This is a genomic window from Aeromonas fluvialis (assembly GCF_000819885.1).
GTDB lineage: Bacteria > Pseudomonadota > Gammaproteobacteria > Enterobacterales > Aeromonadaceae > Aeromonas > Aeromonas fluvialis.
On sequence record NZ_CDBO01000074.1, the window covers coordinates 44,599 to 71,090 of the forward strand.

General features: G+C 59.9%; 21 protein-coding genes, 5 tRNA genes and 2 pseudogenes. 21 read left to right on the forward strand and 7 right to left on the reverse strand.

Annotated features, from left to right (window positions below; all coding sequences use genetic code 11):
• Positions 1-62: 62 nt before the first annotated feature.
• Entirely contained in the window at positions 63-263 is a 201-nt protein-coding gene (locus tag BN1125_RS16910) for a YbfA family protein (protein ID WP_042013712.1), read from the reverse strand.
• A 212-nt stretch (positions 264-475) separates the two neighbouring features.
• Between BN1125_RS16910 and BN1125_RS16915 the strand changes: the two genes are divergently transcribed.
• Complete coding sequence (locus BN1125_RS16915; RefSeq protein WP_042013713.1) at positions 476-769, forward strand: hypothetical protein; 294 nt, start codon at positions 476-478, stop codon at positions 767-769.
• A gap of 51 nt (positions 770-820) precedes the next feature.
• Here BN1125_RS16915 and BN1125_RS16920 read toward each other — a convergent pair.
• Both BN1125_RS16920 and BN1125_RS16925 read right to left on the reverse strand, forming a co-directional pair.
• Positions 821-894: transfer RNA gene (locus BN1125_RS16920), tRNA-Cys, on the reverse strand.
• Positions 895-951: 57 nt separating this feature from the next.
• Positions 952-1,027 (reverse strand) — tRNA-Gly (locus tag BN1125_RS16925).
• A gap of 249 nt (positions 1,028-1,276) precedes the next feature.
• Here BN1125_RS16925 and BN1125_RS16930 point away from each other — a divergent pair.
• From BN1125_RS16930 to BN1125_RS16980, 12 genes and pseudogenes are all read left to right on the forward strand, one after another.
• Complete coding sequence (locus tag BN1125_RS16930) at positions 1,277-4,714, forward strand: ATP-binding protein (protein ID WP_042013714.1); 3,438 nt, start codon at positions 1,277-1,279, stop codon at positions 4,712-4,714.
• A 421-nt stretch (positions 4,715-5,135) separates the two neighbouring features.
• Positions 5,136-6,821 carry an ABC transporter substrate-binding protein gene (locus BN1125_RS16935; protein WP_042013716.1) on the forward strand — a complete coding sequence of 562 codons (1,686 nt, stop codon included), beginning with the start codon at positions 5,136-5,138 and terminating at the stop codon, positions 6,819-6,821.
• 118 nt (positions 6,822-6,939) lie between these two features.
• Complete coding sequence (locus BN1125_RS16940) at positions 6,940-7,923, forward strand: ABC transporter permease (RefSeq protein WP_042013718.1); 984 nt, start codon at positions 6,940-6,942, stop codon at positions 7,921-7,923.
• Position 7,924: 1 nt separating this feature from the next.
• Complete coding sequence (locus BN1125_RS16945; protein WP_042013720.1) at positions 7,925-8,854, forward strand: ABC transporter permease; 930 nt, start codon at positions 7,925-7,927, stop codon at positions 8,852-8,854.
• On the forward strand, positions 8,851-9,870 hold the full coding sequence (locus BN1125_RS16950) for an ABC transporter ATP-binding protein (RefSeq protein WP_042013721.1): 1,020 nt from the start codon (positions 8,851-8,853) through the stop codon (positions 9,868-9,870). The genes BN1125_RS16945 and BN1125_RS16950 overlap by 4 nt, the downstream gene beginning before the upstream one ends.
• Positions 9,871-9,881: 11 nt before the next feature.
• On the forward strand, positions 9,882-10,874 hold the full coding sequence (locus tag BN1125_RS16955) for an ABC transporter ATP-binding protein (protein ID WP_042013723.1): 993 nt from the start codon (positions 9,882-9,884) through the stop codon (positions 10,872-10,874).
• Positions 10,875-10,988: 114 nt separating this feature from the next.
• On the forward strand, positions 10,989-12,728 hold the full coding sequence (locus tag BN1125_RS16960) for a glycoside hydrolase family 9 protein (RefSeq protein WP_042013726.1): 1,740 nt from the start codon (positions 10,989-10,991) through the stop codon (positions 12,726-12,728).
• Positions 12,721-12,858 carry a hypothetical protein gene (locus tag BN1125_RS19185; protein ID WP_156993500.1) on the forward strand — a complete coding sequence of 46 codons (138 nt, stop codon included), beginning with the start codon at positions 12,721-12,723 and terminating at the stop codon, positions 12,856-12,858. The genes BN1125_RS16960 and BN1125_RS19185 overlap by 8 nt, the downstream gene beginning before the upstream one ends.
• A pseudogene (locus BN1125_RS18745) lies at positions 12,851-13,021 on the forward strand (BadF/BadG/BcrA/BcrD ATPase family protein); the annotation flags it as partial. The gene BN1125_RS19185 and the pseudogene BN1125_RS18745, both read left to right, overlap by 8 nt.
• Positions 13,022-13,097: 76 nt before the next feature.
• On the forward strand, positions 13,098-14,963 hold the full coding sequence (locus BN1125_RS16970; protein ID WP_042013728.1) for a beta-N-acetylhexosaminidase: 1,866 nt from the start codon (positions 13,098-13,100) through the stop codon (positions 14,961-14,963).
• A 210-nt stretch (positions 14,964-15,173) separates the two neighbouring features.
• Positions 15,174-16,727: a methyl-accepting chemotaxis protein gene (locus BN1125_RS16975; RefSeq protein ID WP_042013729.1), complete on the forward strand. Its 1,554-nt coding sequence runs from the start codon at positions 15,174-15,176 to the stop codon at positions 16,725-16,727.
• 66 nt (positions 16,728-16,793) lie between these two features.
• Positions 16,794-17,150 (forward strand): MGMT family protein, encoded by a 357-nt coding sequence (locus BN1125_RS16980; RefSeq protein ID WP_042013730.1) that lies wholly within the window; start codon positions 16,794-16,796, stop codon positions 17,148-17,150.
• Between the two features lie 16 nt (positions 17,151-17,166).
• On the opposite strand, the gene BN1125_RS19300 is transcribed toward BN1125_RS16980, so the two are convergent.
• Together BN1125_RS19300 and topA are read right to left on the reverse strand one after the other, a co-directional pair.
• Positions 17,167-17,331 (reverse strand): hypothetical protein, encoded by a 165-nt coding sequence (locus BN1125_RS19300; protein ID WP_005334891.1) that lies wholly within the window; start codon positions 17,329-17,331, stop codon positions 17,167-17,169.
• Between the two features lie 108 nt (positions 17,332-17,439).
• Entirely contained in the window at positions 17,440-20,061 is a 2,622-nt protein-coding gene (gene topA / locus BN1125_RS16985; protein ID WP_042013731.1) for a type I DNA topoisomerase, read from the reverse strand.
• Positions 20,062-20,416: 355 nt separating this feature from the next.
• Between topA and astB the strand changes: the two genes are divergently transcribed.
• The 7 genes from astB to BN1125_RS17020 all read left to right on the forward strand — a co-directional run bounded on the left by astB (position 20,417) and on the right by BN1125_RS17020 (position 24,664).
• Positions 20,417-21,754, forward strand: a complete 1,338-nt coding sequence (gene astB / locus BN1125_RS16990; RefSeq protein ID WP_042013732.1) for an N-succinylarginine dihydrolase — start codon at positions 20,417-20,419, stop codon at positions 21,752-21,754.
• 241 nt (positions 21,755-21,995) lie between these two features.
• Positions 21,996-22,080, forward strand: a tRNA-Tyr gene (locus tag BN1125_RS16995).
• A gap of 39 nt (positions 22,081-22,119) precedes the next feature.
• Positions 22,120-22,204, forward strand: a tRNA-Tyr gene (locus BN1125_RS17000).
• Positions 22,205-22,248: 44 nt separating this feature from the next.
• Positions 22,249-22,333, forward strand: a tRNA-Tyr gene (locus BN1125_RS17005).
• A 142-nt stretch (positions 22,334-22,475) separates the two neighbouring features.
• Positions 22,476-22,766, forward strand: a complete 291-nt coding sequence (locus BN1125_RS17010; protein WP_042013733.1) for a hypothetical protein — start codon at positions 22,476-22,478, stop codon at positions 22,764-22,766.
• A gap of 286 nt (positions 22,767-23,052) precedes the next feature.
• Positions 23,053-24,414 (forward strand): prephenate-dependent tRNA uridine(34) hydroxylase TrhP, encoded by a 1,362-nt coding sequence (gene trhP / locus BN1125_RS17015; protein ID WP_042013734.1) that lies wholly within the window; start codon positions 23,053-23,055, stop codon positions 24,412-24,414.
• 1 nt (position 24,415) lies between these two features.
• Positions 24,416-24,664: a YfhL family 4Fe-4S dicluster ferredoxin gene (locus BN1125_RS17020; RefSeq protein WP_017787727.1), complete on the forward strand. Its 249-nt coding sequence runs from the start codon at positions 24,416-24,418 to the stop codon at positions 24,662-24,664.
• A gap of 100 nt (positions 24,665-24,764) precedes the next feature.
• On the opposite strand, the gene BN1125_RS17025 is transcribed toward BN1125_RS17020, so the two are convergent.
• Entirely contained in the window at positions 24,765-24,980 is a 216-nt protein-coding gene (locus tag BN1125_RS17025) for a hypothetical protein (RefSeq protein WP_042013736.1), read from the reverse strand.
• 158 nt (positions 24,981-25,138) lie between these two features.
• Here BN1125_RS17025 and BN1125_RS17030 point away from each other — a divergent pair, with 158 nt between their 5' ends.
• A complete protein-coding gene (locus BN1125_RS17030) occupies positions 25,139-25,492 on the forward strand; it encodes a DsrE/DsrF/TusD sulfur relay family protein (RefSeq protein ID WP_042013737.1) in 354 nt (117 codons plus the stop codon).
• A 1-nt stretch (position 25,493) separates the two neighbouring features.
• Here the strand turns inward: BN1125_RS17030 and BN1125_RS17035 are convergent.
• A pseudogene (locus BN1125_RS17035) lies at positions 25,494-26,325 on the reverse strand (MFS transporter).
• Positions 26,326-26,492: the final 167 nt, after the last annotated feature.

A 26,492-nucleotide genomic window follows, 5' to 3' on the forward strand; every position in this document is an offset into this window, starting at 1 on the left:
GCAAGCAGATAAAAAAAGAGACAGCCAACGCTGTCTCTTTTTGCACATGGTGCGAATGGGGTTTAGTAGAAAATCTGTTCGCCACGCTCGCTCATTTTGAGCCAAACCGGTTTGGTGCTGGTTTTGTTCCAGAACCGGTGCAGATAGCTGTAGAAGCGCGCCCGATCGCTGCGAAACAGCATCACCGGAAACGCCAGAATGCCCACCAGCAATACATAAATGCGACGAAGAATAATCTGAGTCAGGGAAAAGGGATGAAACATGATGCAATTCCTTACTGGTAAGACCACTGAGCAAAGATTACCCCACGCCATGTAGGATTACTACATCAGGAACGCATTTTTTTTATAAAAAAAAGCGAAAAACGGGAAATACTGAAAACGGGTTACGTCATTAACCAACATTTAACAAACTTGCGAAAATCGTGCGCTTTGCCACAGTTATCAGGGGGGAAACATGCTGAATGGAGATACATATGAAACTTTCAGAAGTGGCACTGCTGGTGCTGATGATAGCCCTGACACGGGCACAACTGGAGGAGTGGCAACTGAATCGGGAAGATGCCATCGTGCTGGCCGAACGGGGTGTACCCACCGTCAGCCTGTGGCAATGTGGCGCCCTGAAACAACGGATGGCGGATCTCGGCCAGCATAGCGCAGAGCTGCAGTTTCAATATCGGGGACAAAACATGGCGGATGTGAGCCACTATCTTGAGCGGGAGTGGAAACAGGCTGGTTGCGAACAGTTGCTGGTGCAGCAGGGGTACTGACCTGGATCCAGGGATATCCAAGAAAGATGACTTGGTAAAACAGGAATAAGATGGAGGCACGTTCCGGAGTCGAACCGGACTAAACGGATTTGCAATCCGCTGCATAACCGCTTTGCTAACGCGCCATGCTGACAAGACTGATTGTCTTGAAAGTGAGTTCCATCGTTGGTGCGATGGACGATTGGAGCGGGAAACGAGACTCGAACTCGCGACCCCGACCTTGGCAAGGTCGTGCTCTACCAACTGAGCTATTCCCGCGTCACTGCCTTCATGCCAGTTGCCTGACAACGAGGCGCATTATACGTACCCCGAGCGCCAGCACAACCCCTTTTTCACATTTTCAGCCCTGATGCAGACTGTTTGCTCAGGGTTTAAACGCCTTGCTGCAATTCTCTCCACCCGGCTGTGACCCACCAGGCGAATTTGGGATAATGCCGTTGAAATGATTACGCTTTCGTTCGAGACTTGTGCAGCTTAATAACCGGATTCTCAATTGAAAATCACAAGATGAAAGGGATCTTCACGCTTCGTGGACTCAGGCCGCAGTTAATGCTGGCTTTTTTTATGTTGGGCATGGTGCCATTTTTGGTCATCACCCTCTTCTTCCTCTACAGCCACGGAAAGGATCTCACCACCCAGACCTCTAACCATCTGGTCTCCGTTCGCAACATCAAAAAGAGTCAGCTCGAGGATTACTTCAACAACCTCAAAGAGCAGATCATCAACTTCTCCCAGCAGGATTTCGCCGGCAACAGTATCGGTCGTTTCTATGGCTTTACCGGAGCCTTCGAGAAGCTGGGCACCACGCCGCAGGAGGCCCGCAGCCGCGCCCAGGCCCGCTATCTGCCCGGCTCCTGGGATCAACTGCGCAAACCGGACAGTCAGGTAGCGATCGAACCCTCCATCACGGCGCTTATCCTCGCTGACGAGATGTATGGCCGGGTCCACCAGCGCTTTCATCGCGGCTATGCCGACATGGTGCGCAAGTCTCACTACAGCGACATCTTTCTGGTGGGTCTCAACGGTGATGTGGTCTATTCGGTCACCAAGCAGGCCAACTTTGCCACCAACCTGCTCTCCGGCCCCTATCAGAGCAGCGGCTTGGGCCTGACCTTCGCCAAGATCAAACGCCGCCTCGACGGTGGCCAGAAGCCGCAGCAGATCTTCGAGTTCACCGATTTTGGCCGCAACGAGCTGACCGGCCAGGTGGTCGCCTACCTGGCCGCCCCCGTGATGCAGTACGACTATGTGCGCGGCGTGGTGATCTTCGAGTTGCGACCGGACAAGCTCAATCAGATCATGGCTGAGCGCGAGGGGCTCGGCGCCACTGGCGAGACCATCCTGATAGGCCCCGACAAGCGGATGCGTGCCGATGCCTGGCTGGCACCACAATTCAGCGTCGAGAACAGCTTCAGCCCCAACTTCCGGCCGCTACAGCCCCCCCTCATCACCAAGGCCCTCTCCGGCGAGCAGGGGGTCGGCCAGTTTCTCTCCTACCATGACGACGAAGTGCTGGCTGCCTACACCCAGGTGGAGGTGTTTGATACCGAGTGGGCTTTCATCGCAGAAATCTCGGTGAGCGAAGCCTACCGCCCCATTCGTCAACTGGAAACCCTGGTGATTGTGCTGGGCGCGGGCTCGGTACTACTACTGATCCTCTTCTCCCGCTGGCTCTCCCACTCTATCACGGCACCGCTGCGCTCCCTGACCGAAGCGGCCGAGCAGGTGGCCGACGGCGCGCTGGATCACCCCATCGCCATCGAGCGTACCGGTGATGATATCGACCGGCTGGCCGAGGCGTTTCGTCATATGCAGCGTTCGGTGAAGGACAAAATCGAACTGATCGAGCAGCAAACCCAGGAGCTGCAACAGCAAGTCAAGCTGACCCACAAGCAGAACCTCAGCCTGCAACAGGCCGACAAGTTGAAAGACGAACTGCTGGCCAACACCTCCCACGAGCTGCGCACACCCATTCACGGCATCAAGGGGATGGCGGAGTCGATGCTCGCCAGCCAGCAGGATTTGACCGAAGGGCAACAGAAGCAGCTCGGCCTCATCAGCAAGAGTGCCGACGGTCTGGCTCGCCTGGTGGACGATCTGCTCGACTACCACCAGATGCGCTACGGCCAGCTGGAGATCCATCCCCAGCCCGTCTCATCCAAAGGAGTTATCCGGCTGGTGCTGGATCTCTGCCAGCATCTGGTGCAGGCCAAACCCCTCACCCTGGTGGATATCAGCCCGGCTGAACTGCCGCAGGTGCTGGCCGACGAGCAACGACTCGAACAGGTGCTCTATAACCTGGTCGGTAACGCCATCAAGTACACGCCGCAGGGCAAGGTGGTGCTCAGTGCCATCGTCGAGAACAACGTCCTGCGCATCAAGGTCACGGATACCGGCATCGGCATCGCCCCCGACCATCTGGAACATATCTTCGAGCCGCTGGTACAGATGAGCCCGGAGGTGAGCAAGCAGGGGGCAGGCCTTGGCCTCTCCATCACCCGCCAGCTGGTGCACCTGATGGGGGGCGAGCTGTTTGTGGAGAGCGAGCCGAGCGTCGGCTCTACCTTCGCCTTTACCCTGCCCCTTGCCACCGGCAAAGCGACCAATCTGACGCAGGGCAGCCGCCAGATCGAGCATCAGCTGGTGCGCCAGCAACCGCTGATCCTGCCAGACTGGGAGAGCGACGATCTGCCCCCTCCCCCCGACGGGGCGCCGCTCATTCTGGTGGTGGATGACGAGCCCATCAACCTGCACATCCTGCGCCATCTGCTGCAGCCCTGCGGCTACCGCATCCTGCCCAGCAGTGACGGCCACGATGCGCTGGCCAAGCTTGCCGAGGAGCCGGTGGACCTGATCCTGCTGGATGTGATGATGCCGACCCTCTCCGGTTTTGACGTCTGCCGTCGCCTGCGCGAGCAACACCCGAAAGATATGCTGCCGGTGCTGCTACTCACCGCCCTCAACCAGCCCAAGGATATCGAGGAGGGCTTTGGAGCCGGAGCCAACGACTATCTGGTCAAACCCTTCTGCAAGGAGGAGCTGTTTGCCCGGGTCAAGGCGCTACTGGAGGCCAAGGCAGGACGCGCCTCGCTGGTAGAGAACCGGCTATTGAAGCAGGAGATCGAACATCGCCTCACTCTGCAGGAGCGACTCCATCAGGATCAACAGCGGCTGCTGGCCCTGCTCGGCGAAGGGGCCGACCCCATGATCTTTATCGACGAGCAGGGCACAGTGCTGTTTGCTTCCCGGGTGCTGGCGCGCCTGCTGGGACAGGAGCCGGAAGCCATGGAAGGGCAGCCCCTCAATGAGTGGCTCGCCACCCCGCTGCAACAGCAGTGGCCCGATCTCGCCAGCGAGCGGGAACATAATCTGGAATTTCTGGTGGCCGGGCAAAAAGATGTGCTCAACGCCCGTGCCCTGCCCATCGCGCTCGGAGGACAGACCGCTTTCGCCCTCACTCTGAGTACCGAGCTGCGTCAGGATGAGAATCGGGTGATGGCGCTGGAGAACGCCCTCAAGAACCTCTCACGGCAAGCCATCATCGAAGATGAACAGCTGCTGGGCGAGCTGAGCCGCCTTGGCGGCGAGTTCCGTTCGCTGGCCGACGACCTCATTCGCCAGCAGGATGACGAGCCGCTGCGCCGGGCGCTGGTAGAGACCATGCAGCTCACCCTGGATGCCTGGCAGCAGGGTACCGGCAAGGGCAAAATCGTGCTGGCAGAGAAGAGCAAGCTGTGGCGGGTCTATATGGACAGATCCAGCCCGCAGACCCGTACCCTCGACAAATACCTGAATCTGGACACCCTGCCCAAGTCGCCACGCTGGAAGACGGTAGTGGCCACCACCGAGTATGTGCTGGGCCACTGCCCGCTCAATGACCACCAGCGCCAGCAGTTGCAGCACAGCGCACAGACCCTGCGTCAACTCGCCCACCGCAAGCCGTGACACGGCGCCCTAGCGGGCGCCGGATCACAATTGGCAATCTGGTTTCTTTTTACGCAAAACAAAGCCCCGCACAACCCCCTAAACCGAGAGCAGATCCAATTCACAAATTTGTCATATACGCCATTTTCACAGCCACTTTTTACGCAAGAGCAAATAATTTAAGCGAATGATTTTAAACAGATAAAAATCTATTTTGACGAGATTGACGTAACACCGTCAATTTTTACGAAAACAACGAAATCAATAGTTGTTGTTTTCCTGTTACTTCTGGTTTGCTAAGGGCGTTGGAAAACAGAACGACAAGGGTGCACAGCCCGACCAACATGGAGGGCCGACTTCCTCAGCATGCGAAATCGGTGCTCACACAAAACAAGGCGAACCCTCGGGCTCGGGAATGCCAAAAAATAAGAAAGGAAAACATATGCTTGCCAAAGTATCCAAAATCTCTACCGCTGTAATGCTGGGCACTATGATGCTTGCCGGCGCTGCCGGTAACGCCATGGCCGCAGACAATAAAACCGTGCTGACCATGGTCGCACAACAGGAAACCGCCTGGGTCAAGAACTTCAACCCCTTCCTGCAAGCGGGCTTGCTGCACACCACCCGTCACTTCATCTATGAGCCACTGGTGATCTTCAACGATATGCAAGGGGGCAAACCCGTCTATCGTCTGGCCACCCACTATGCGTTCAGCGATGACCTGAAATCCGTCACCTTCGATCTGCGTGACGGCGTGAAGTGGTCTGACGGCGAAGCCTTTGATGCCGATGACATCCTCTTCTCCTTTAATCTGGTCAAGGCCAACAAGGCACTGGACGAGCGCTCAATCTGGACCCAGATCAAGAGCGTCGAGAAGCTGGCCCCCAACAAGGTCAGATTCGACCTGACCGAGGTCAACACCAACGTGGTAAATGATCTGGTGCTGGTGCCCATCGTGCCGGAGCATCAGTGGAAATCGGTGAAAGATCCGGTAGCCTTCACCAACGACAAGCCGGTTGGTACCGGCCCCTTCACCGAGGTGGACAACTTCTCCGCCCAGCTCTACACCCAGTGCCGCAACCCGCACTACTGGGATAACGCCAACCTCGCCATCGACTGTCTGCGCATGCCGCAAATGGCCACCAATGACCAGGTGCTGGCTGCCGTCATGAAGGGTGACATCGACTGGTTCGGCTCCTTCGTACCGGATATCGAGCGCCTCTATGTCGGCAACGATCCGAAGAACAACAAATACTGGTTCCCGGCCTCCGGCACAGTCGCCTTCAACGTCAACTTCCAGACCAAGAACCCGGGCAACAACGAAGCCTTCAACGACATCAACTTCCGTCGCGCCTTCTCCATGGCGATGGACCGCCAGTCCATGGTGGACATCGCGGGCTACGGCTACCCCACCGTCAACGAGTATCCGTCAGGTCTGGGCAAAGCCTTTGACTCCTGGAACAACCCGGAAGTGGACACCAAGTACGGCAAGTACAACAAGTTCGACCTGGAAGCCGCCAAGGCCCTGCTGAAAGAGGCAGGCTACAAGGATTGTGACGGCGACAAGTTCCTCGACACTCCGAGCTGCAAAAAGATCGAGTTCAAGGTACTGGTACCGAACGGCTGGACCGACTGGGTCAACACAGTTCAGATTGGTGTAGAAGGGCTGCAGGCGCTGGGCCTGAACGCCAAGACCGCCACCCCGGAAGCGACCGTCTGGACCGAGAACCTGATCACCGGTGACTTCGATGTCGCCCTGCAGGGTTACTTTGCCGGTGCCAACCCGCACAAGTACTTCGAGACCGCGTTCCACTCCCGCAACATGGGTGACCGTGGCAACCGCTTCGCCGCGCCCCGTTACAAGGACCCCGAGCTCGACAAGCTGATCGATGACTTCACCCAGACCGCCGATGCGGCCAAGCAGAAGGAGATCATGTTCGCCATCCAGGATCGTGTCGGTGCCAACCAGACCATCATTCCGGTCTTCAACAACCCGACCTGGTATGAGTACAGCACCAAGCGCTTCAACGGCTGGTTCAGTGCCGATAACCCGGTCGCCAAGCCTCAGCTCCACCCGGACACCCCTGAGCGTCTGCTGCACGTGTTGTCCCTCAAGCCAAACAGCTAAACAATCCCGGCCCCCTGCGGGGGGCCCTCTTCCCCGTTAATCCCCTTCTTGCCCGGCTCTGCCGGGGTTGGGGTAGCTATACCCGACGCGGGGCAGGCTTGCAGTAAAAGGTACTATCATGGGATTCATACTGAGACGCTTTTCCTTCTACCTGGTGGCCTTTCTGGTCGCCGCCACCATCAACTTCCTGTTACCCCGAGCCATGCCTGGGGATCCTGTCTCCGTGATGTTTGCCCGCGCTGGCGCCATGATGGAACCCGCCGCCCTGGAAGCCCTCAAAGCCACCTTCGGTTTTGTTGACGGCCCAATCGGCACTCAATTTCTCACCTATGTGAAGAGTGTCTTCACCTGGGATCTCGGCACCTCGGTGCGTTTCTACCCGCAGCAGGTCTCTGACGTGCTGGGCCGAGCCATTGGCTGGACCCTGTTTCTGGTCGGCACCTCCACCATTCTGAGCTTCTCCATCGGTTCCATCGTCGGCATCTTCGCCGCCTGGTATCGCGGCGGCCGGATGGACAGCATTCTCTCCCCGCTCACCCTGGTGATGCAGGCCATTCCGCCGGTGGTGGTCTCCCTGCTCGCCCTGTTCCTGTTCGGGGTCAGCCTCGAATGGCTGCCCATCGGCTACGCCTACAGCCCGGAGATCAAGGCTGATTGGGGCTGGGCACACATCAAGAGCATCATGACCCACGCCATCATGCCGGTGCTGACCCTGGCCGTGGTGCAGGTGGGGGGCTTTCTCATCACCATGCGCAACAACATGATCAACCTGCTGGGCGAGGATTACATCACCATGGCCAAGGCCAAGGGGCTCTCCAGCAACCGGGTGATCTTCAACTACGGTGCCCGCAACGCCATTTTGCCGAGCGTCACCGCGCTCTCCATGGCACTCGGTTTCGTCATCGGTGGATCCCTCATCACCGAGGTTATCTTCAACTACCCGGGGCTGGGGCTGACCCTCTATCAGGGCATTCTGGCGCGCGACTACCCGCTCATTCAGGGGCAGCTGCTCATCATGACCATCACCATGCTCACCTTTAACTTCCTGGCCGACATGCTCTACGTCTTCCTGGATCCCCGTCTGCGTTCAGGAGGCAAATAAGATGCGTATGCCGACCATTCTCAAAATCTTGCTGGGCAACCGCAAAGCGGCCTGCGGCCTTGCCATCGTGGTTGCCTTCGTGCTGATGGCCATCTTTGCCCCGCTCCTGGCCAGCAACGAGCCGACCAAACGGGTGGCCCGCCCCCACCAGCCCCCCAGTGCCGAGTTCGTAATGGGGTCCACCCGCATGGGCCACGACATCTGGGCCCAGTTCGCCCACGGTGCCCGCATCTCGCTGCTGGTGGGTTTCAGTGCAGGCCTGCTGGTCTGTACCCTGGCGGTCGCCATCGGCATCACCGCCGGTTACTTCGGCGGTCTGGTGGATGAGTGCCTCACCTTCCTGATGAACGTGGTGCTGGTGATCCCCAACCTCCCCTTGCTACTGGTGCTGGCGAGCTTTATCGGGGAGGCGTCACCGACGGTGATTGCCGTGATAATAGGGTTAACCTCCTGGGCCTATGGCGCGCGGGTCATCCGTGCCCAGACCCTGGCGCTGCGGGAGAAAGAGTTCGTCATCGCGGCCGAAGTGCTGGGTGAGCCGGCCTGGCGCATCATTCTGGTGGAGATCCTGCCCAACCTCATCTCCATCATCGGGGTGAGCTTCATCGGCTCCATCATCTACGCCATCGTGACCGAAGCGACCCTGGAGTTCCTCGGGCTTGGTGACCCGACCGTGGTGAGCTGGGGCATCATGCTCTACAACGCCCAGACCTCCAGCGCCATTCTGGTCGGCGCCTGGTGGGAGATCCTGGCCCCCTGCTTCGCCATCGCCACCCTGGGTGCCGGTCTGGCCCTGCTCAACTTCGCCATCGACGAGATTGCCAACCCGCAGTTGCGCTCCCACAAAGGACTGAGCCGCTGGAAGAAACTCGCCGCGCCAGTTGCCACCCCGGCCGCGACATCCATAGCAGGACAGGAGAAGACAGCATGAACAAGCATCCCCTGCTGTCAGTACGCAATCTCTGCGTCGACTACATCACCGAGAATGGCGACGTGCGCGCCGTCAACTCGGTGAGCTTCGATATCAGACAGGGCGAGATCTTCGGTCTCGCCGGAGAGTCGGGCTGCGGCAAATCCACCGTCGCCTTCTCGGTGGCCCGGCTGCACAAGCCGCCCGCCTACATCAGCGGTGGCGAGATCCTGTTCAAGGGGGAGAATATCCTCCACTACAACGACGAGCGGCTGCGCTCCTACCGCTGGCAACAGGTGTCGGTGGTGTTCCAGTCCGCCATGAACGCCCTGAACCCGGTGTTGCGGATGGAGGAGCAGTTCTGCGACGTGCTGCTGGCCCACAACCCCGGCATGACCCGCGTTGATGCGATCAAGCGCGCCCAGGAGCTGCTCACCATCGTCGACATCCACCCGAGCCGGCTCAAGGATTACCCGCACCAGTTCTCCGGCGGCATGCGCCAACGACTGGTGATCGCCATCGCCATGGCGCTCAACCCCGAGCTGCTCATCATGGACGAGCCGACCACGGCGCTCGATGTGGTGGTACAGCGGGAGATCCTGCAGAAGGTCTATGCCCTGAAAGAGAAGTTCAACTTCTCCATTCTGTTCATCACCCACGACCTCTCCCTGATGGTGGAGTTCTGCGATCGCATCGGCATCATGTATGCCGGTGAACTGGTCGAGGTGGCTCCTTCCAAGGCGATCCTGACCGCGCCGCTGCACCCCTATACCAGAGGGCTGGGCAACTCCTTCCCGCCCCTGCACGGGCCGAAGAAGGTGCTGGAGGGGATCCCGGGCACCCCGCTCAACTTGCTGGAGGTGCCGGTAGGCTGCCGCTTTCAGGCCCGCTGCAACAAGGTGCACGATCGCTGCCGTCAGGAGTACACCAAACTGGCCGAGATCCGCCCCGGGCAACAGACCGCCTGCCACCTCTATGAAGAGCAGGGGCTGCAACAAGATTCCGTGATCTATCTGGCCAAGGCCGCTGGCTGTTAAGGATGTCTGTCATGCAAATCGCCAAAACCGATGCACCCATCATCGAAGTCCAGCACCTCTACAAGGACTTCCCCATCAACTCCAATGCCATCAAGAGTGGCAAGATGCGGGCGCTCTCCGACATCACCTTCAACCTGCACCGGGGCCGCGCCCTGGCGGTGGTCGGGGAGTCAGGCTCCGGCAAGAGCACCATCGCCAAGATCATCGCCAAGATGTACAAGCTCAGTGCCGGGCGCATCCTCTATCGCGGCCACGATCTGGAGGAGTTCAACAAGGGCACCGCCCTGCTGGACTATCGCCAGAGCGTGCAGATGGTGTGGCAAGATCCGTTCGGTTCGCTCAACCCGACCCACACCATCTATCACCACATCGCCCGCCCCCTGCTGCTGCACAGCAAGGTGATCGACAAGAAAGAGCTGCCCGACATGGTCTACGCCCTGCTGGAGAAGGTCGGCCTGACCCCCGCCAAGGCGACGGCGGCCAAGTATCCGCACCAGCTCTCCGGCGGCCAGCGCCAGCGGGTCAACATCGCCCGCAATCTGGCGGTGGAGGCGGAGGTTGTGCTGGCGGACGAGCCGACCTCCATGCTCGACGTCTCCATTCGCATCGGCATCCTCAACCTGATGGAGCAGATGAAGAACGAGCTCGGCGTCTCCATGCTCTACATCACCCACGACATCGCCACCGCCCGCTATGTGGCGGAAGATCTGGCTGTGATGTATGTGGGGCACATGGTGGAGTGGGGTGAGGTGGACGAGATCCTGCACCACCCGCAGCACCCCTACACCCAGCTGCTCATCTCGGCGGTGCCAGACCCCGAGAAGAGTATCCACGCCGAGTTGGAGGGGGGCTGCAAGGGGGAGATCCCGCTCTGGACGCCGGAGTCCTGCGGTTGCCCCTTTGCCGGGCGCTGCAATCAGGCAATGCCCCGCTGCAAGGAGGCGCTGCCCCCCATCACCAAGCTTACCGACAACCACTTCGTACGCTGCTACCTCTACGAGTGAGAGTGAGCCTTATCGCGGCCGGACAGCACTGTCCGGCCATGCCTCGCTACGCGGTGGCCACAGCCCCGTGATGTGCCTCACCGCCCGGCGGTGCACCACAGGAGTAATACCTTGATGGAACTCTTGATCAATCAGGTGGGATACGAGTGCAACGGGCACAAGGTCGCCCTGCTGCAAGCCTCCCCCACCCCTGATCTCGGCGGCTATGTCAGGCTGCAACGCCTTGCTGATGGCCAGATCCAGTTTGAAACCCCGCTGCAACCGGCAGGTAGCGTCCCCGGCTGGCAAGGCCGCGCTTACTGGCGTGCCGACTTCTCCGCCTTCAAGGAGCCCGGCCACTATCGGCTGGAGGCAGTGGTCATCGTCAGCACCCATGCTGGCACCACGGAACGTATTGTGCCATCCGCCCCCTTCACTATCGGCCAGGATCTGCTGACCAGCCGCTGCCTCTCCGACGTCATTCACTACTTCAAGGGGCAGCGTGCCAGCGGCACCTTCGATCGAGCCGACCGCAACGCCCGCCTGTTTGGCACCGAGCAGCACAAAGATGTGCACGGTGGCTGGTTCGATGCCAGCGGCGACATGAGCAAGTACCTGAGCCACCTCTCCTACGCCAACTACCTCAATCCCCAGCAGACCCCCATGGTGGTGTGGGCCCTGCTCAAATGCCGCGAACTGCTGGCCCCACGCCGTGATATCGACGGGGTAAACCTCTGTAAGCGGCTTAATGACGAGGCGCTGCACGGCGCCGATTTCCTCTGCCGGATGCAGGATGAGTCGGGCTTCTTCTTCATGACCCTGTTCGACAAGTGGAGCAAGGACCCCGCCCAGCGCGAGCTGTGCGCCTATGCCACCCAGCAGGGGATCAAGTCCGCCAACTGGCAGGCGGGTTTTCGCCAAGGGGGTGGCATGGCCATCGCCGCGCTGGCCCGCGCCGCCCGCGAGAGCGTCAGCGGCGACGTCGATGCCAGCCGCTACGCCGAGGCGGCCAAACGCGGCTACCTGCATCTACGTGAGCACAACCTCGCCTATCTCGACGATGGTTGCGAGAACATCATCGACGACTACTGCGCCCTGCTGGCGGCAGTGGAGCTGACCCGCACGTTCGGCTGCGAGTGGCTGACCGAGGCGAGAGCCCGCGCCAGCAAACTCTGCGCCCGCCAGCGCATCCATCCGGAGCTGGGTCACTACTGGTCGGCCAACGAGGATGGCTCGCGCCCCTACTACCACGCCGTCGAGGCGGGGCTGCCGGTGCTGGCGCTGCTGGAATATCTGGGCGTAGAGCCAGATCAGGGGCACAAGGCCCGGGTACAAACCGTGGTGGAGCAGGCGCTGGCCGCCGAGCTGGCGCTCTGCGCCCGCGCGGGCAACCCCTTCTCCCTCGCCCGCCAATATGTGAAAGGGGTGGATGAAGCGCCGCGCGTCAGCTTCTTTATGCCCCACAACAACGAGTCCGGTTACTGGTGGCAGGGGGAGAATGCCCGCCTCGCCTCGCTGGCGACCATGGCCTTTGCTGGCGCCCGTCACTTCCCCCGCCAGAGCCAGCCGCTGCTCACTTACGGTCAGCACCAGCTCGACTGGATCCTCGGGCAGAACCCCTTCAACGCCTGCATGCTGGCGGGCCACGGCATCAACAACCCCGCCTATACCGCCGGGTATCCCAATGCGCAGGGGGGCATCAGCAACGGCATCACCGCCGGATTCGATGACGAAAACGACGTGGCTTTTATCCCGCAGGAGTACAAGGATCGGCTGGATCAGAACTGGCGCTGGGGCGAGCAGTGGATCCCCCACGCCGCCTGGTTTGCCCTTGCCATCACTTGGCAGAGCGTGCAGGGAGGCCACCATGATTGAGATCGTCTCAAGCATCATTGGCAGTGGGGAGAGCAGTGGATCCTCCATACATTCCGCCTGGTTTGCCCTGGCCATCAGCTGGCAGAGCGCCCTGAGTGATCGAAATGAGCAGGGAGGTCACCATGATTGAGTACTGGGTCGGCGTCGATGGCGGGGGCACCCACACCCGCGCCCGCATTCGGGATCGGGCGGGCAAGCTGCTCGGAGAGGGGCACGCCGCTGGCTCCAATCTGGAGCTGGGCATCCCCCATGCCCACGCCAATGTGCTGGCCGCCATCGCCAGCACCCGTCTCGGCCAGCTCAACCTGATCCCCCCCAGGCAGATGCGCTCGATGGCGCCATCCTGTTTGCCCAATCAGAGGATTTTCCATGTCTACACCCCTGATCCACACCCAGGTCGCCCGACGTGACGGCGAGGATGTCTGGTTCACCTTCACCCTATCCCGCATGCCGGATACCCGGTGGAAGCTGCACTTCTGTCTGGCTCGCCATATCGACCCCGACTCCTTGCAAGGGGGCGAGCTGGAGCGCCAGAGCGGCAGCTACAAGGTGATTGTCCCGAACGCTGACAGCTGCGAGCTGTGCTTTTGCTGCCGCCAGACGCCCATCAAGAAGCTCTCCGACATGCCGCAGGGCTTCTTTCTCAGCCTGCCGGAGGCGACCACGGGTGCCCAGCTGCTGCCGGTGACGCTGGCGGCGCAGGATCTCGGGCTGGAGAACCCGCCGGTAACCCGCCCCGACCTGCCGGATGTCGAGCCCCTGCCCGGTATAGTGCCGCAACCGGCCCATCTGGTACTGCTGGAGGGGAACTTCCGGCTGGCCGAGCGGGCTCATGTCAGCGCCCCCCGTGATGTGCCGAAGCTGCTGGCCCACTTCAACGAGCTGACGTCGCTGGCACTGGAGCAGGATCACGACGCAGAAATCCGGCTGACCGAGGCCAAACTGGCACCCGAAGCCTACCAACTCACCATCACGCCGCAGGAGGTGGTGATTGCCGCCGCCGACGAAGCGGGCTGGCGTCATGGGCTGGTCACGCTGGCCCAGTGGTATCTGCAACATGGGGAGAGCCTGCCCTGCGTCACGCTGGAGGATGTCCCGCGCTTTGGCTTTCGCGGCATTTTTCTCGACTGCGCCCGCCACTTCCACACCCCGGCCACCATCAAGCGCCTGCTCAAGCTGATGAGCCTCTACAAGTTCAACCGCTTCCACTGGCACCTGACCGATGACGAGGGGTGGCGACTCGAGATCAAGGCCTTCCCGGCATTGACAGACGTGGGTGCCTGGCGCGGCCATAATCTGGCGATCGACCCCCAGCTGAGCGGCGGTGCCGAACCCTATGGCGGCTACTACACCCAGAGCGAGGTGAAGGAGCTGGTGAGCTATGCCAGTGAGCTCGGCATCACCGTCATTCCCGAGATCGACATTCCGGGCCACTGTCATGCCGCCATCAAGGCGCTACCCGAGCTGCTGGTCGAACCGGAGGATCAATCCCGTTACCGCTCGGTCCAGCATTTCGATGACAACGTGCTCAACCCCGCCCTGCCCGGCACCTACCGCTTCCTGGAGGCGGTGCTGGACGAGGTGTGCGAACTCTTCCCCGGCCCGCAGATCCACATGGGGGGTGACGAGGTGCCGACCGGTGTCTGGACCGACAGCCCCGCCTGCCAGCAGCTGATGGCCGAGCAGGGCTACGCCGACTGCTGCGAGCTGCAGGGCCATCTGCTGCGCCACTGCCAGCGCTATCTGGCCGCCAGAGGCAAACAGATGATCGGCTGGGAGGAGATCCTGCACGGCGACAAGGTGAGCCGCAACGCCGCCATCTGTGCCTGGACCAACTTCCAGGCGGGGCTGGACGCCGCCGCAGCCGGTTATCCGGTGGTGATGGCGCCCGCCCAGTGCCTCTATCTCGATCTCGCCTGGAGCGCCGATATTCATGAACCCGGCCTCTACTGGGCGGGGACCCTCAATCTGGAGCAGATCTACTCGTGTGACCCTGCCCCAGCCGATTTCCATGCCAACGATAACATCCTCGGGGTACTGAGCCCCTTGTGGTCAGAATTGGTCACTTCCCGTGACCGTCTCGACTACATGTTGTTCCCGCGCATGCTGGCCACGGCCGAGGTGGCCTGGAGTCATCCCGCCCACAAGGGCTGGGATCACTTCGCCGCCCGCCTGCCCGGTCAGCTGCAGATCCTCGATCAGTTAAAAGTGCGCTACCGGATGCCGCAGAGGTAGTGTTGTCTCTACTTTGGCGGCCGGCTGGTCGCCTTTTTACGACTAACCAACAAAGCATTAACCACCACTACCATTCATCCGCCATTATTGGCAAAATACAGCCCCCAATGAAGCAGGTCCGCCTCCTGCTGGCGCGAGCCTGCGGCCACCTCCAGATCTGCCACAATAACAACGACAACATTATCAACAAGAACATCGGAGCGTATTCCTATGGCCCGCAGAGACGTCCATACCCTGGATAGCGAAGTGGAGTTTCCTGCCGACGTACAACTGGTCTCCACCACTGACCTGCGCGGGGTGATCACCTACGCCAACCCGGCCTTCTGCGACATCGCAGGCTACCCGGTTGATGAACTGGTGGGACACAACCACAATCTGGTACGCCACCCCGACATGCCCAAGGCCGCCTTCGCCGATCTCTGGGCCCACCTCAAGGAGGGCAAACCCTGGCGCGGTATGGTGAAGAACCGCTGCAAGGATGGCCGTTACTACTGGGTAGATGCCTATGTGACCCCCATCTACGAAGGCAGCAGGATCAGCGGCTACCAGTCGGTACGCTGCAAGCCCGATCCCCAATTCAAGCGCATCGCCGCTCAGACCTACCAAGCCCTGCTCAAAGTCGAGCGCGGCAACAGCAGCAACCTCCCCTCTCTTGCCAGAGTACGCACCCCGGCCATTACCCTGCTGCTGCTCGGCCTGATGGGCTGGACCTTCGCCAGCCAAGGGGCCATGACCGTCCTGCTGATGCTGCTGCCCCTGTTGCTTATTGGCGGAGCCTACTGGCGCGAGCTCTTTGCCCTGCCCCACTATCTGCAGCAGCTGGGCCGCGAATATGACAGTCTGACCCGGCTGGTCTACTCCGGTGACAACCCCGGCGCCATTGCCGATTTTCATATCAAGATGCTGCAGGCCCGCATCCGAACCGTTTTGGGGCGGATCAACGATGCCACTGCACCTCTGCAAACCCTGGCCATCAATTTGAAACAGGCCTCTCATCAGGCCTGTCTCGATATCAACGAGCAAGATGCCCAGACCCAGCAGATGGCTATGGCTATGACTCAAATGGCCAATACAGCTCACGAGATCGCCCTCAACATTCAGGACTCCAACGGTCAGGTCAACGAAGCTCGCAACCGTTGTGAACAAACCAATCAACAGTTGAACCAGACCGAGCAACAGATCGAACAGCTCGCCAAACAGGCAGAGCTGGCGTTCAACTCGGCGGTAGAGCTCGCCAGCGAATCCGAACGGATTGGCAGTGTCATGGGCGAGATCCAGGGCATCGCCGAGCAGACTAACCTGCTGGCCCTCAACGCCGCCATCGAGGCCGCTCGCGCCGGGGAGCAGGGCCGTGGTTTTGCGGTGGTCGCAGACGAGGTGCGTACTCTATCGACCCGCACCCACAAGGCGACCGAGCAGATCCAGGGCAGCATCAAGCAGATCCAGCACACTCTGGGACGCTGGAAGGGGATGATGCAGGAGAACCTGCAACAGACCCGCGCATGTGCCGAGATGACCCGCCAGGGCGCCAGCAGCCTCCATACCGTGCTGGCAGAGATAGAGCTGGTCACCGAACACTCCACCCAGATCGCCACCGCTGCAGAGCAACAACAAGCGGTAGTGGAGGAGATCAGCCGCAGTATCCACCAGATATCCGCATACTCCCACGCCAACAGCCAGAAGATGCAGGATGTCGATCACTCCAGTCAGGCTCTGCTGGAACGGGCCAAGCAACTGAAGGGGCTTAGCCAGACCTTCGGCTGAATCATTGCCAGCCCCATGACAGAAGCGCCACAATGGCGCTTCTGTTGTTTGTGACGAATCGGATCTATGAGCATTGAATCAAGTCCTGCGCCACTGAACAAAACTGCCCGTATCGAAGCGATCATCGCCCTGATCCCGGCAGGCAAGGTGGTCAGTTATGGCCAGGTAGCCGATCTGGCCGGGCTGCCCGGACGGGCAAGACTGGTAGGCAAGGTGCTGCGGGAAACCGACAAGGTGCTGCCGTGGCATCGGGTACTGGGCGCAGCGGGCACCCTCTCGTTACCCAAAGGATCGCCAGGCTTTGCCGAACAGACGGGACGTCTGCAGCAGGAAGGCGTCGTGGTGATCGGGGGGCGGGTCAGAATGAAGGAGTGGCAATGGCAGCCCGATCTCGCCGAGCTGCTCTTTCTACTGCCGTTTTGAGGGGGTCACTGCCGAATCACTCCAGCGGCGCCAGGATCTCGTCGCTGCGCACCTGCACCGGTATGGTCTCGTCCGCGCGCTGCAGCAGCACCAGCAGGCTCTGCCGGTCAACCTCCAGCACATAGGCCGCCCCTTCCCGGGTCATGCAGCTCATGCCCGGCCGGATCTCGTTAATCTCCATCTCAACCTCCTTGTTTACTTCGCGATTGACGACAGCTGCACTCCTTGCAGCTGTCTCAGTATACCGCTATCCATAAGCGAAGAGGCCCCTTGACGGGGCCTCTTATCATTATGCTTTCTTCGGCTTGGGCTGGCTCTCTTGCCAGGTACCGTTGTCGTAGTGGGCTGTCCAACCGGTCGCCTTGCCATTGACCTCGCTCATCACGTACTGCTCCTTGGTCTTGCGACTGAAGCGCACAATGGCGGGGTTGCCATCCGGATCGGTGAGCGGAGCACCGGCCAGATACTTGTGCTTGGCGGAGATGCGATCCTTGAAGCGCTTGAGCTCCTCCACCAGCGGCGCGCGGGTCTCGCGGGATTTGGGAAAGTTGCTGGCAGCCAGGAACAGACCGGCAGCCCCGTCACGGAGCACGAAGTGAGCATCGGACTGGGTGCACTTGAGCTCCGGCAGCGGCACCGGATCCTCTTTCGGCGGTGCGATGTCGCCGTTTTTCAGGATCTTGCGGGTGTTCTTGCAAGTCTCATTGGTGCAACCCATGTACTTGCCAAAACGGCCGTTCTTGAGCTGCATCTCGGCTCCGCAACGGTCGCACTCGATGCTCGGCCCTTCGTAGCCCTTGAGCTTGAACTGGCCCTTCTCGATTTCGTAGCCATCGCAGTCCGGGTTGCGACCACAGACGTGCAGCTTGCGGCTGTCATCGATGATGTAGGCATCCATCGCTGTGCCACAGACACCGCAGCGGTGCTTGGCGCGCAGCGCTTCGGTTTCCGCCTCTTCGCCGTCAGTGGCGGAGACAAACTCGTCGGCAGAGACCAGGTTGATGGTCTTCTTGCAGCGCTCTTTCGGCGGCAAGGCATAGCCGGAGCAGCCGAGGAACACGCCGGTGGAGGCAGTGCGGATACCCATCTTGCGGCCGCAATCCGGGCAGTCGATGTCGGTCTGCACCATCTGGTTGGCACGCATTCCCCCCTCTTCCGGCGCCTTGTCGGCCTGCTCCAGCTCCTGGGTAAATTCGGCGTAGAAGCTGTCCAGCACCTTCTTCCACTCCATGGTCCCTGCGGCGATGCCATCGAGCTTGTCTTCCATCTTGGCGGTGAACTCGTAGTTCATCAGCTCAACGAAGTTCTCCACCAGCCGGTCGGTGACGATTTCGCCCATTTTCTCGGCGAAGAAACGGCGGCTCTCGACCCGCACATAACCACGGTCGACGATGGTGGAGATGATGGAGGCGTAGGTAGACGGACGGCCGATGCCGCGTTTTTCCAGCTCGCGCACCAGCGCAGCTTCGGTGAAGCGCGCGGGCGGCTTGGTGAAGTGCTGGCGCGGATCCAGTTTGACCAGTTTCAGCACCTCGCCCACGGTCACCGCAGGCAGCTGGCTATCTTCACCCTTGCGACCCATCGGCGGCAGCGCCTTGGTCCAACCGGCGAAGCGCAGGGTACGGCCACGGGCCTTGAGCTCGAACTCACCCGCCTTGACGGTCAGGGTGGAGGAGTCGTACTGAGCCGGGGTCATCTGGCAGGCAACGAACTGACGCCAGATGAGATCGTACAGACGCATGGCATCCGGCTCCATCCCTTCCAGCATCTCGGCAGTCACCTGCACGCTGGAGGGGCGGATCGCCTCGTGGGCCTCCTGGGCATTGGCCTTGGCGCCATACAGATTTGGCTCGGCTGGCAGATAGGCCGCGCCATACTGCTCGCCGATATATTCACGCACCGCCTCAACCGCCTCTTTGCTGAGGTTAGTGGAGTCGGTACGCATATAGGTGATGTAACCCGCTTCATAGAGACGCTGGGCCATCATCATGGTCTTCTTGACCCCGAAGCTCAGACGGGTAGAGGCCGCCTGCTGCAGGGTGGAGGTAATGAACGGTGCAGAGGGCTTGGAACCGGTCGGCTTGTCTTCCCGGTTCACCACCTTGTAGTCGACCCCTTCCAGGGCTGCGACAGCGGCAAAGGTCTCTGCCTGGGTCACCGGCTTGAAGTCGGCCCCGTTGCGGCTGACCACTTCCATCCGCAGATCGCTCTTGTCGGCGGTCAGCAGGTCGGCATTGAGATCCCAGAATTCGACCGGGACGAACGCCTTGATTTCGCGCTCTTTATCGACGATGAGACGCACCGCAACGGACTGCACCCGACCGGCGGATAGACCGCGGGCCAGCTTCTTCCACAACAGCGGAGAGACCATGTAACCCACCACGCGGTCGAGGAAACGACGGGCCTGCTGGGCGTTGACGCGGTCAATATTGAGTTCGGACGGCTGGGCGAACGCCTCCTTGATGGCGCTCTTGGTGATCTCGTTGAACACCACGCGCTTGTAGCGGCTGTCGTCGCCGCCGATGATCTCGCGCAGGTGCCAGGCGATCGCTTCCCCTTCTCTATCCAAGTCGGTTGCGAGATAGATGGTGTCGGCTTTCTCGGCCAGACTTTGCAACTCGCTGACCACCTTCTCCTTGCCGGGCAAAATCTGGTAGTTAGCCTGCCAGCCCGCGGTCGGATTGATTCCCATCCGGGCAAACAGGGCCTTGCGATCCTTGGCAGCCTTCTCGGATTCGCTCAACTTGATGCCGCGAATGACAGGTTTCTTGGGCTCGGTGCTGGCGCTGCCGCTGGTGGGCAGATCGCGAACATGACCCACGCTGGATTTCACCACGTAGTCCTTGCCCAGATATTTGTTGATCGTCTTGGCCTTGGCCGGAGACTCCACTATGACCAGTGATTTGCCCATGCTGTAACTATTATCCTCATTGCACCCGACGGGGTTGGTGTGCGGTTTTGTGGGGCTGTATAAGAGATTTGGCGCGAAAAAGCAATCTTGTGAACAAATCCCCCTGACCAGCCCGCACCACACCGCTTCTTTTATTGCTTCTTTATTTATTAATGCGAAGGCAACAGGCCGGACGCAACCGCTTTTTCATTTTTCTGCCATACCGCCCCTTTTTTTATATCGGAAACGACATAAAAACGTCTACTGGTTACCGGCTTGTTACAAAAACATAGAATCTCTTTATAATGGCCCAACCCCGACGCATTGTGCGCGGAAGGAACCGCTACCCATCATAAAAATCGAAAGGATGTACTCAATGAAGCACTTCGAGGTCAATTTCGACGGTCTGGTCGGCCCGACTCATAACTATGCCGGCCTCTCCTACGGCAACGTTGCCTCCCAGAGCAATGCCCAGGAGGCTTCCAATCCGAAAGAGGCCGCCAAACAGGGGCTGCGCAAGATGAAGGCGCTGACCGAGCTAGGCATGACCCAGGGGGTGCTGGCACCACAAGAGCGTCCCGATCTCGCCACCCTGCGCCGCCTAGGCTTTAGCGGCAACGATGCCCGGGTGCTGGAGCAGGCCGCCAAACAGGCGCCTGCCGTGCTGGCTGCCTGCTATTCCGCCTCCAGCATGTGGACGGCCAACGCCGCCACCGTCTCTCCCAGTGCCGATACCCAGGATGGCCGTATTCACTTCACCCCCGCCAACCTGACCAACAAGTTTCACCGCTCTCTGGAGCCCGACGTCACAGGCCGTATCCTGCGCGCCGTATTCAACAACGATCGCCACTTCAGCCACCACCTCCATCTGCCGGAGAATGACCACTTCGGCGACGAGGGGGCGGCCAACCATACCCGCCTCTGCCGCGCCTATGGCGAGGCGGGGGTCGAGCTGTTTGTCTATGGCCGCAGCGCCTTTGATTACTCCCGCCCGGCGCCGAAGCGCTACCCGGCCCGCCAGACTCTGGAGGCAAGCCAGGCCATCGCCCGCCTGCATGGCCTTGGTGAGGAGAGCGTGGTGTTTATCCAGCAAAACCCGGAGGTGATCGATCAGGGGGTGTTCCATAACGACGTGATCGCGGTGGGCAACCAGAACGTGCTCTTCTTCCACCAGCAAGCGTTCCTCAACACCGAAGCGGTGCTGACAGAAATCCGCGGCAAGTTTGGTGACGGAGACCTGCACTTTATCGAAGTGCCGACCGCCGAGGTATCCGTGCTGGATGCGGTGAAATCCTACCTGTTCAACACCCAGATCCTCACCCTGCAGAGCGGTGAGATGGCCATCATCGCCCCCACCGAGAGCCGCGACAATCCGGCGGTGTCGGCCTATCTTGACAAGCTGCTGACGCAGGACACCCCGATCAAGGCGGTGCACTACATGGACGTGAAACAGAGCATGCGCAATGGTGGCGGCCCGGCCTGCCTGCGACTGCGGGTTGCCATGAACGATCAGGAACTCGCCGCGGTCAATCCGGCCTGCCTCATCAACGACAGCCAGTTTGCCCGCCTCGATGGCTGGGTGGATCGCCACTACCGTGATCGCCTGACCCTCGATGACCTGCGGGATCCGACCTTGGTGCAGGAGTCTCGCAGCGCGCTGGACGAGCTGACCCAGATCCTGAAACTGGGTTCGGTCTACCCGTTCCAGCGCTAGATGTGATGCCCGGGAAGACCGCCGACACTGGCGGTCTTCTGCTATCGGCCTTGCCTTCAGCGCGATCGCCAGCTTGCACGGATGCTGCTTTGTGCAGAAAAGCAGCACACAACTTGCTGATAAGCTTGAATTTTGAGCTTGGTGTATCAAAAAATCGACGAACAGTCATTTTTTACTGCCAGATGCCTCATCAAGGGGTTCACAAAGCCTCTGGATCTGATAGTATGCGCCTCGCACTTGGGGAGGGGTTCCCGAGCGGCCAAAGGGATCAGACTGTAAATCTGACGGCTCTGCCTTCGAAGGTTCGAATCCTTCTCCCTCCACCATTCAAGTGCAAAAGTAGTGACAATCAGGAAATACCCCGTGGAGGGGTTCCCGAGCGGCCAAAGGGATCAGACTGTAAATCTGACGGCTCTGCCTTCGAAGGTTCGAATCCTTCTCCCTCCACCATTTCCCTGATTGCAATGGCTGAATACAATTTGCTTTACCCCTGTGGAGGGGTTCCCGAGCGGCCAAAGGGATCAGACTGTAAATCTGACGGCTCTGCCTTCGAAGGTTCGAATCCTTCTCCCTCCACCATCATTCAAGAAAACCCGGCCTCGCGCCGGGTTTTCGCTTTCTGCTATCCCCCACACACTTTTTTGGCCTTGTCAGATCTGACAGTTGCAATTGCATCCCATCTTGCTCATCGTGGCATCATTGACATCAGAGTGTTCACATCATGTTTGAAGTCTGGGACGAGCATGGTCACGCCACCGGTCTGACACTGCAGGCGCTCAAAGTCAGAATCAGCAAGGACTATCAGGGCGAACTGATGGTGCGCTACAGCAACAAGCTGGGGCTCCCCACGACCCTTTTTCTGACGGTTCACAAGGGCGTTGCCTATCAACGCTTCAAAGCGGGCTCGCCAAAACTGGATTGGGAATGGCTGGCCACCGCAGGCAATGGCCACAGCCCCCGCAATTTTATGAGCGAACAGTTCCCCGATTTTCAACTCGCACTGGATAATTGAATATCGGCCCCCCTCCTCCGTTGGGCCTGAGCGGCTGTTTCATATCGGCATCCTATCGGCTCGCGCAGCCAACAATGTCCTGCCAAATTGCATGATGACGTGGGGGCGAGTACAATCTCGCACCCCGAATATCCGCCGCATCTTCTGTAGATAGCCCCGGATATGCTGTCATCGGGTCGCGCTGTATTGAGACTCCTCTCGGAGGGTCATCTTGCACCGCAGCTCAACCACTACGATGCCATCAGGTGGCATCGTCCTGATTTGCAATCAGATATAAGAGTCCGCCATGTTTAAACCAGAATTGCTCTCCCCTGCAGGTTCCCTCAAGAACATGCGTTACGCCTACGCCTATGGCGCCGATGCCGTCTATGCCGGTCAGCCCCGCTACAGCCTGCGGGTGCGCAACAATGAATTCGATCACGAAAACCTGCAGCTCGGCATCAACGAGGCTCATGCCCTCGGCAAGCAGTTCTACGTGGTGGCCAACATCCAGCCCCACAACTCCAAGCTCAAGACCTTTATCCGCGACATGCGCCCTGTGGTGGAGATGAAGCCGGATGCGCTGATCATGTCCGACCCCGGTCTTATCATGATGATGCGTGAAGCCTTTCCGGATATGCCCATTCACCTCTCGGTGCAGGCCAACGCGGTCAACTGGGCCACGGTGAAGTTCTGGCATCAGATGGGCCTGACCCGCGCCATTCTCTCCCGTGAGCTGTCGCTGGACGAGATCGAAGAGATCCGCATGCAGGTGCCGGAGATGGAGCTGGAAGTGTTCGTTCACGGCGCCCTGTGCATGGCCTACTCCGGCCGCTGCCTGCTCTCCGGCTACATCAACAAGCGTGACCCCAACCAGGGCACCTGCACCAACTCCTGCCGCTGGGAATACAAGGTGCACGAAGGTAAAGAAGATGACGTGGGCCAGATCGTCCACCGTCAGGAGCCCATCGCAGTGCGTCCGGACAACACGCTAGGCCTTGGCAAACCGAGCGATGCGCTGGTGCTGCTGGAAGAGTCCAACCGCCCGGGCGAGTACATGAGCGCGTTCGAGGACGAGCACGGCACCTACATCATGAACTCCAAGGACTTGCGGGCGGTCGAGCACGTCGAGCGATTGACCAAAATGGGCGTTCACTCGCTGAAAATCGAAGGCCGCACCAAGTCCTTCTACTACTGCGCCCGCACCGCACAGGTCTATCGCAAAGCCATCGACGATGCGGTGGCAGGCCGCCCGTTCGATCGCAGCCTGATGGGCACCCTCGAAAATCTGGCCCACCGCGGCTACACCGAGGGCTTCCTGCGCCGTCACAACCACAGCGAGTACCAGAACTACGACTATGGCTATTCCGTCTCCGACACCCAGCAGTTCGTCGGCGAGATCACCGGTCGTAACGGCGACATGGTCGAAGTGGAAGTGAAGAACAAGTTTCTGGTGGGCAACAGCCTGGAGCTGATGACCCCGCAGGGCAACCTCAGCTTCAATCTGGAGCAGATGCAGAACCGCAAAGGGGAGCTTATCGATACCGCGCCGGGCAATGGCCACGTGGTCTATGTGCCGGTGCCGAAGGAAGTGGACGTTGACTACGGCATCCTGCTGCGCAACCTTGGCGAGCGTCAGGATACCCGTCAGCCTCACTCGGCGGCCTGAGATGTCCCTGCTCATCACCGACAAGTGCATCAACTGTGACATGTGCGATCCCGAGTGTCCCAACCAGGCCATCAGCCTGGGTGAGGAGATTTACGAGATCGACCCCAGTCGCTGCACCGAGTGCGTTGGTCACTATGAGAAGCCAACCTGCATCAGCGTCTGCCCTATCGACTGCATCATCTGGGATCCCGCTCATGTGGAAACCGAAGATCAGCTGATGGAGAAGTTTGTACGGATGCACCGACAGTAAATGCAACAAGGCCGGGAAATCCCGGCCTTTTTTGATCCCGCCCTCATCTCCATGATGGCTATTTTTTGTTTACCAACCGGTGCAATTCATCCAGCTCCCGCTACGCCGCCAGCAAGTCGGTCTGTACCTGCTCCAATTTGCTCTGCTTGTTGGCCTTGATATTGTGCGCGGCTTGCTCCTGTCCGGCATTGTGGTGTGCTTTGGCAGACACCAGCTGGTTGTTGACTGTCTGCAGACGGGCCTGGCAACCGACCGCTTCACTGCCAAAGGCCTGACCCGCCAACAGCAGCAAGCCGGCTCCCAATACTTTCCACATCTCGATTCATCCGATCTGGTTTGCGAGCTGACCATAAAAACCTCGATCGGCGGCAGGGTCAAGCAAGCGGGAACAAGGTGCGACAGAAGTTGTGCAACATCACGCAATCGTCACCCTGTTGGTTCTACAATGGCGCTTTTTAGGATCAGGAGTTTCTTATGAATCAACAGATTGTGGTGATTGCCAATGGCGCTCCCTATGGTAGCGAATCCCTGTTCAACGCCCTGCGTCTCGCTATCGCCCTGAACGAGCAGGGTGGCGCCAGCCTGAAGCTGTTCCTGATGTCCGATGCGGTGAGCGCGGCGCTGGCCGGTCAGGCACCAGCCGAAGGGTACAACCTGCGCCAGATGCTGGAGATCCTGCTGGCTCAGGGTGCAGTCATTCGCCTGTGCAAGAGCTGCACCGATGCCCGGGGCATAACAATCCTGCCGCTGATCGAGGGGATTGAGGTCGGCACCCTGCCGATGCTGGCCCAATGGACCCTGGCTGCCGACAAGGTGCTGACCTTCTGAGTTACTTCACCGGGCAGGCCGGACTCCTGACCTCCCGGTTGCCAGCCCCGTAAAGGGCGAACACCAGCACACAGATCCCCACCATCACGGCAAACAGCGCAGGCCCGCCCCATACCTGCAACAACCATCCCCCCACTAACGGAGCCAGCGCCCAGCCAAGACCGGCAAGAGCACTGGCCCCGAAGTAACTGCCCTTGAGATGAGGCGGCGCCATCTCATCGATCAGCACGTTAAAGAGCGGAAAGAGCACCGCCTCCCCGACACTGAGTAAGAACACCGCCATCAACCAGGGCCAATGCAATGCCGGGCTCGACAGGGCGAACAGCACCTGGGCCGCAGCCATCAGCAGAATGGAGAACTGCAACCGCAGGCTCACCCACCCCCGCCCCCACATTGAGCAGGAAGTAGCGCAGGTGCTGAGCCAGCTCTCGCTGCGTTTTCTCGGGCAGCAGATCCCCCATCAGCGCCTTGCCCGGGGTATCGATAAAGGCATAGGAGAGACCGGAGCCAAATACCCCCAGTGCGATTAGCCAGAGGGAGTGGCCAAAGCCAAGCAGCAGATAAGCTCCGCACGACACGGCGCAGCCCAGCAGCAATATGGCGCGGCGACCAATCTTGTCGGAGAGCCACCCCACGTAGAAGCCGATAAGGCAGGAGAGCACAGCGGCTCCTCCGAGCAACATCCCGATACCGGAAGCAGAGAGGTCATACTCCCGATACAGCAGGATAGAGAGGAAAGGCCAGACCATGAAAAAACTGGTACGCACCATAAAGGTGCCCAGAATAACGATCCAGACCAGCAGGGGAAATTGCCTGAGGGTGCTCCATGACATCGCTATGCTCCATGCCTCCGCAGCTCTTAACACAAGATGCTGTCATAAACGGGGGAAAGCATTCAGTGGTAACAGAGGGCTTCAATAGAAACAACGCTCGCTCGCCAGCAAGGTGCAACCGGATGCAAAAAGGCCAGCCGGTGGGCATCGGCTGGCCTTTTTATCAC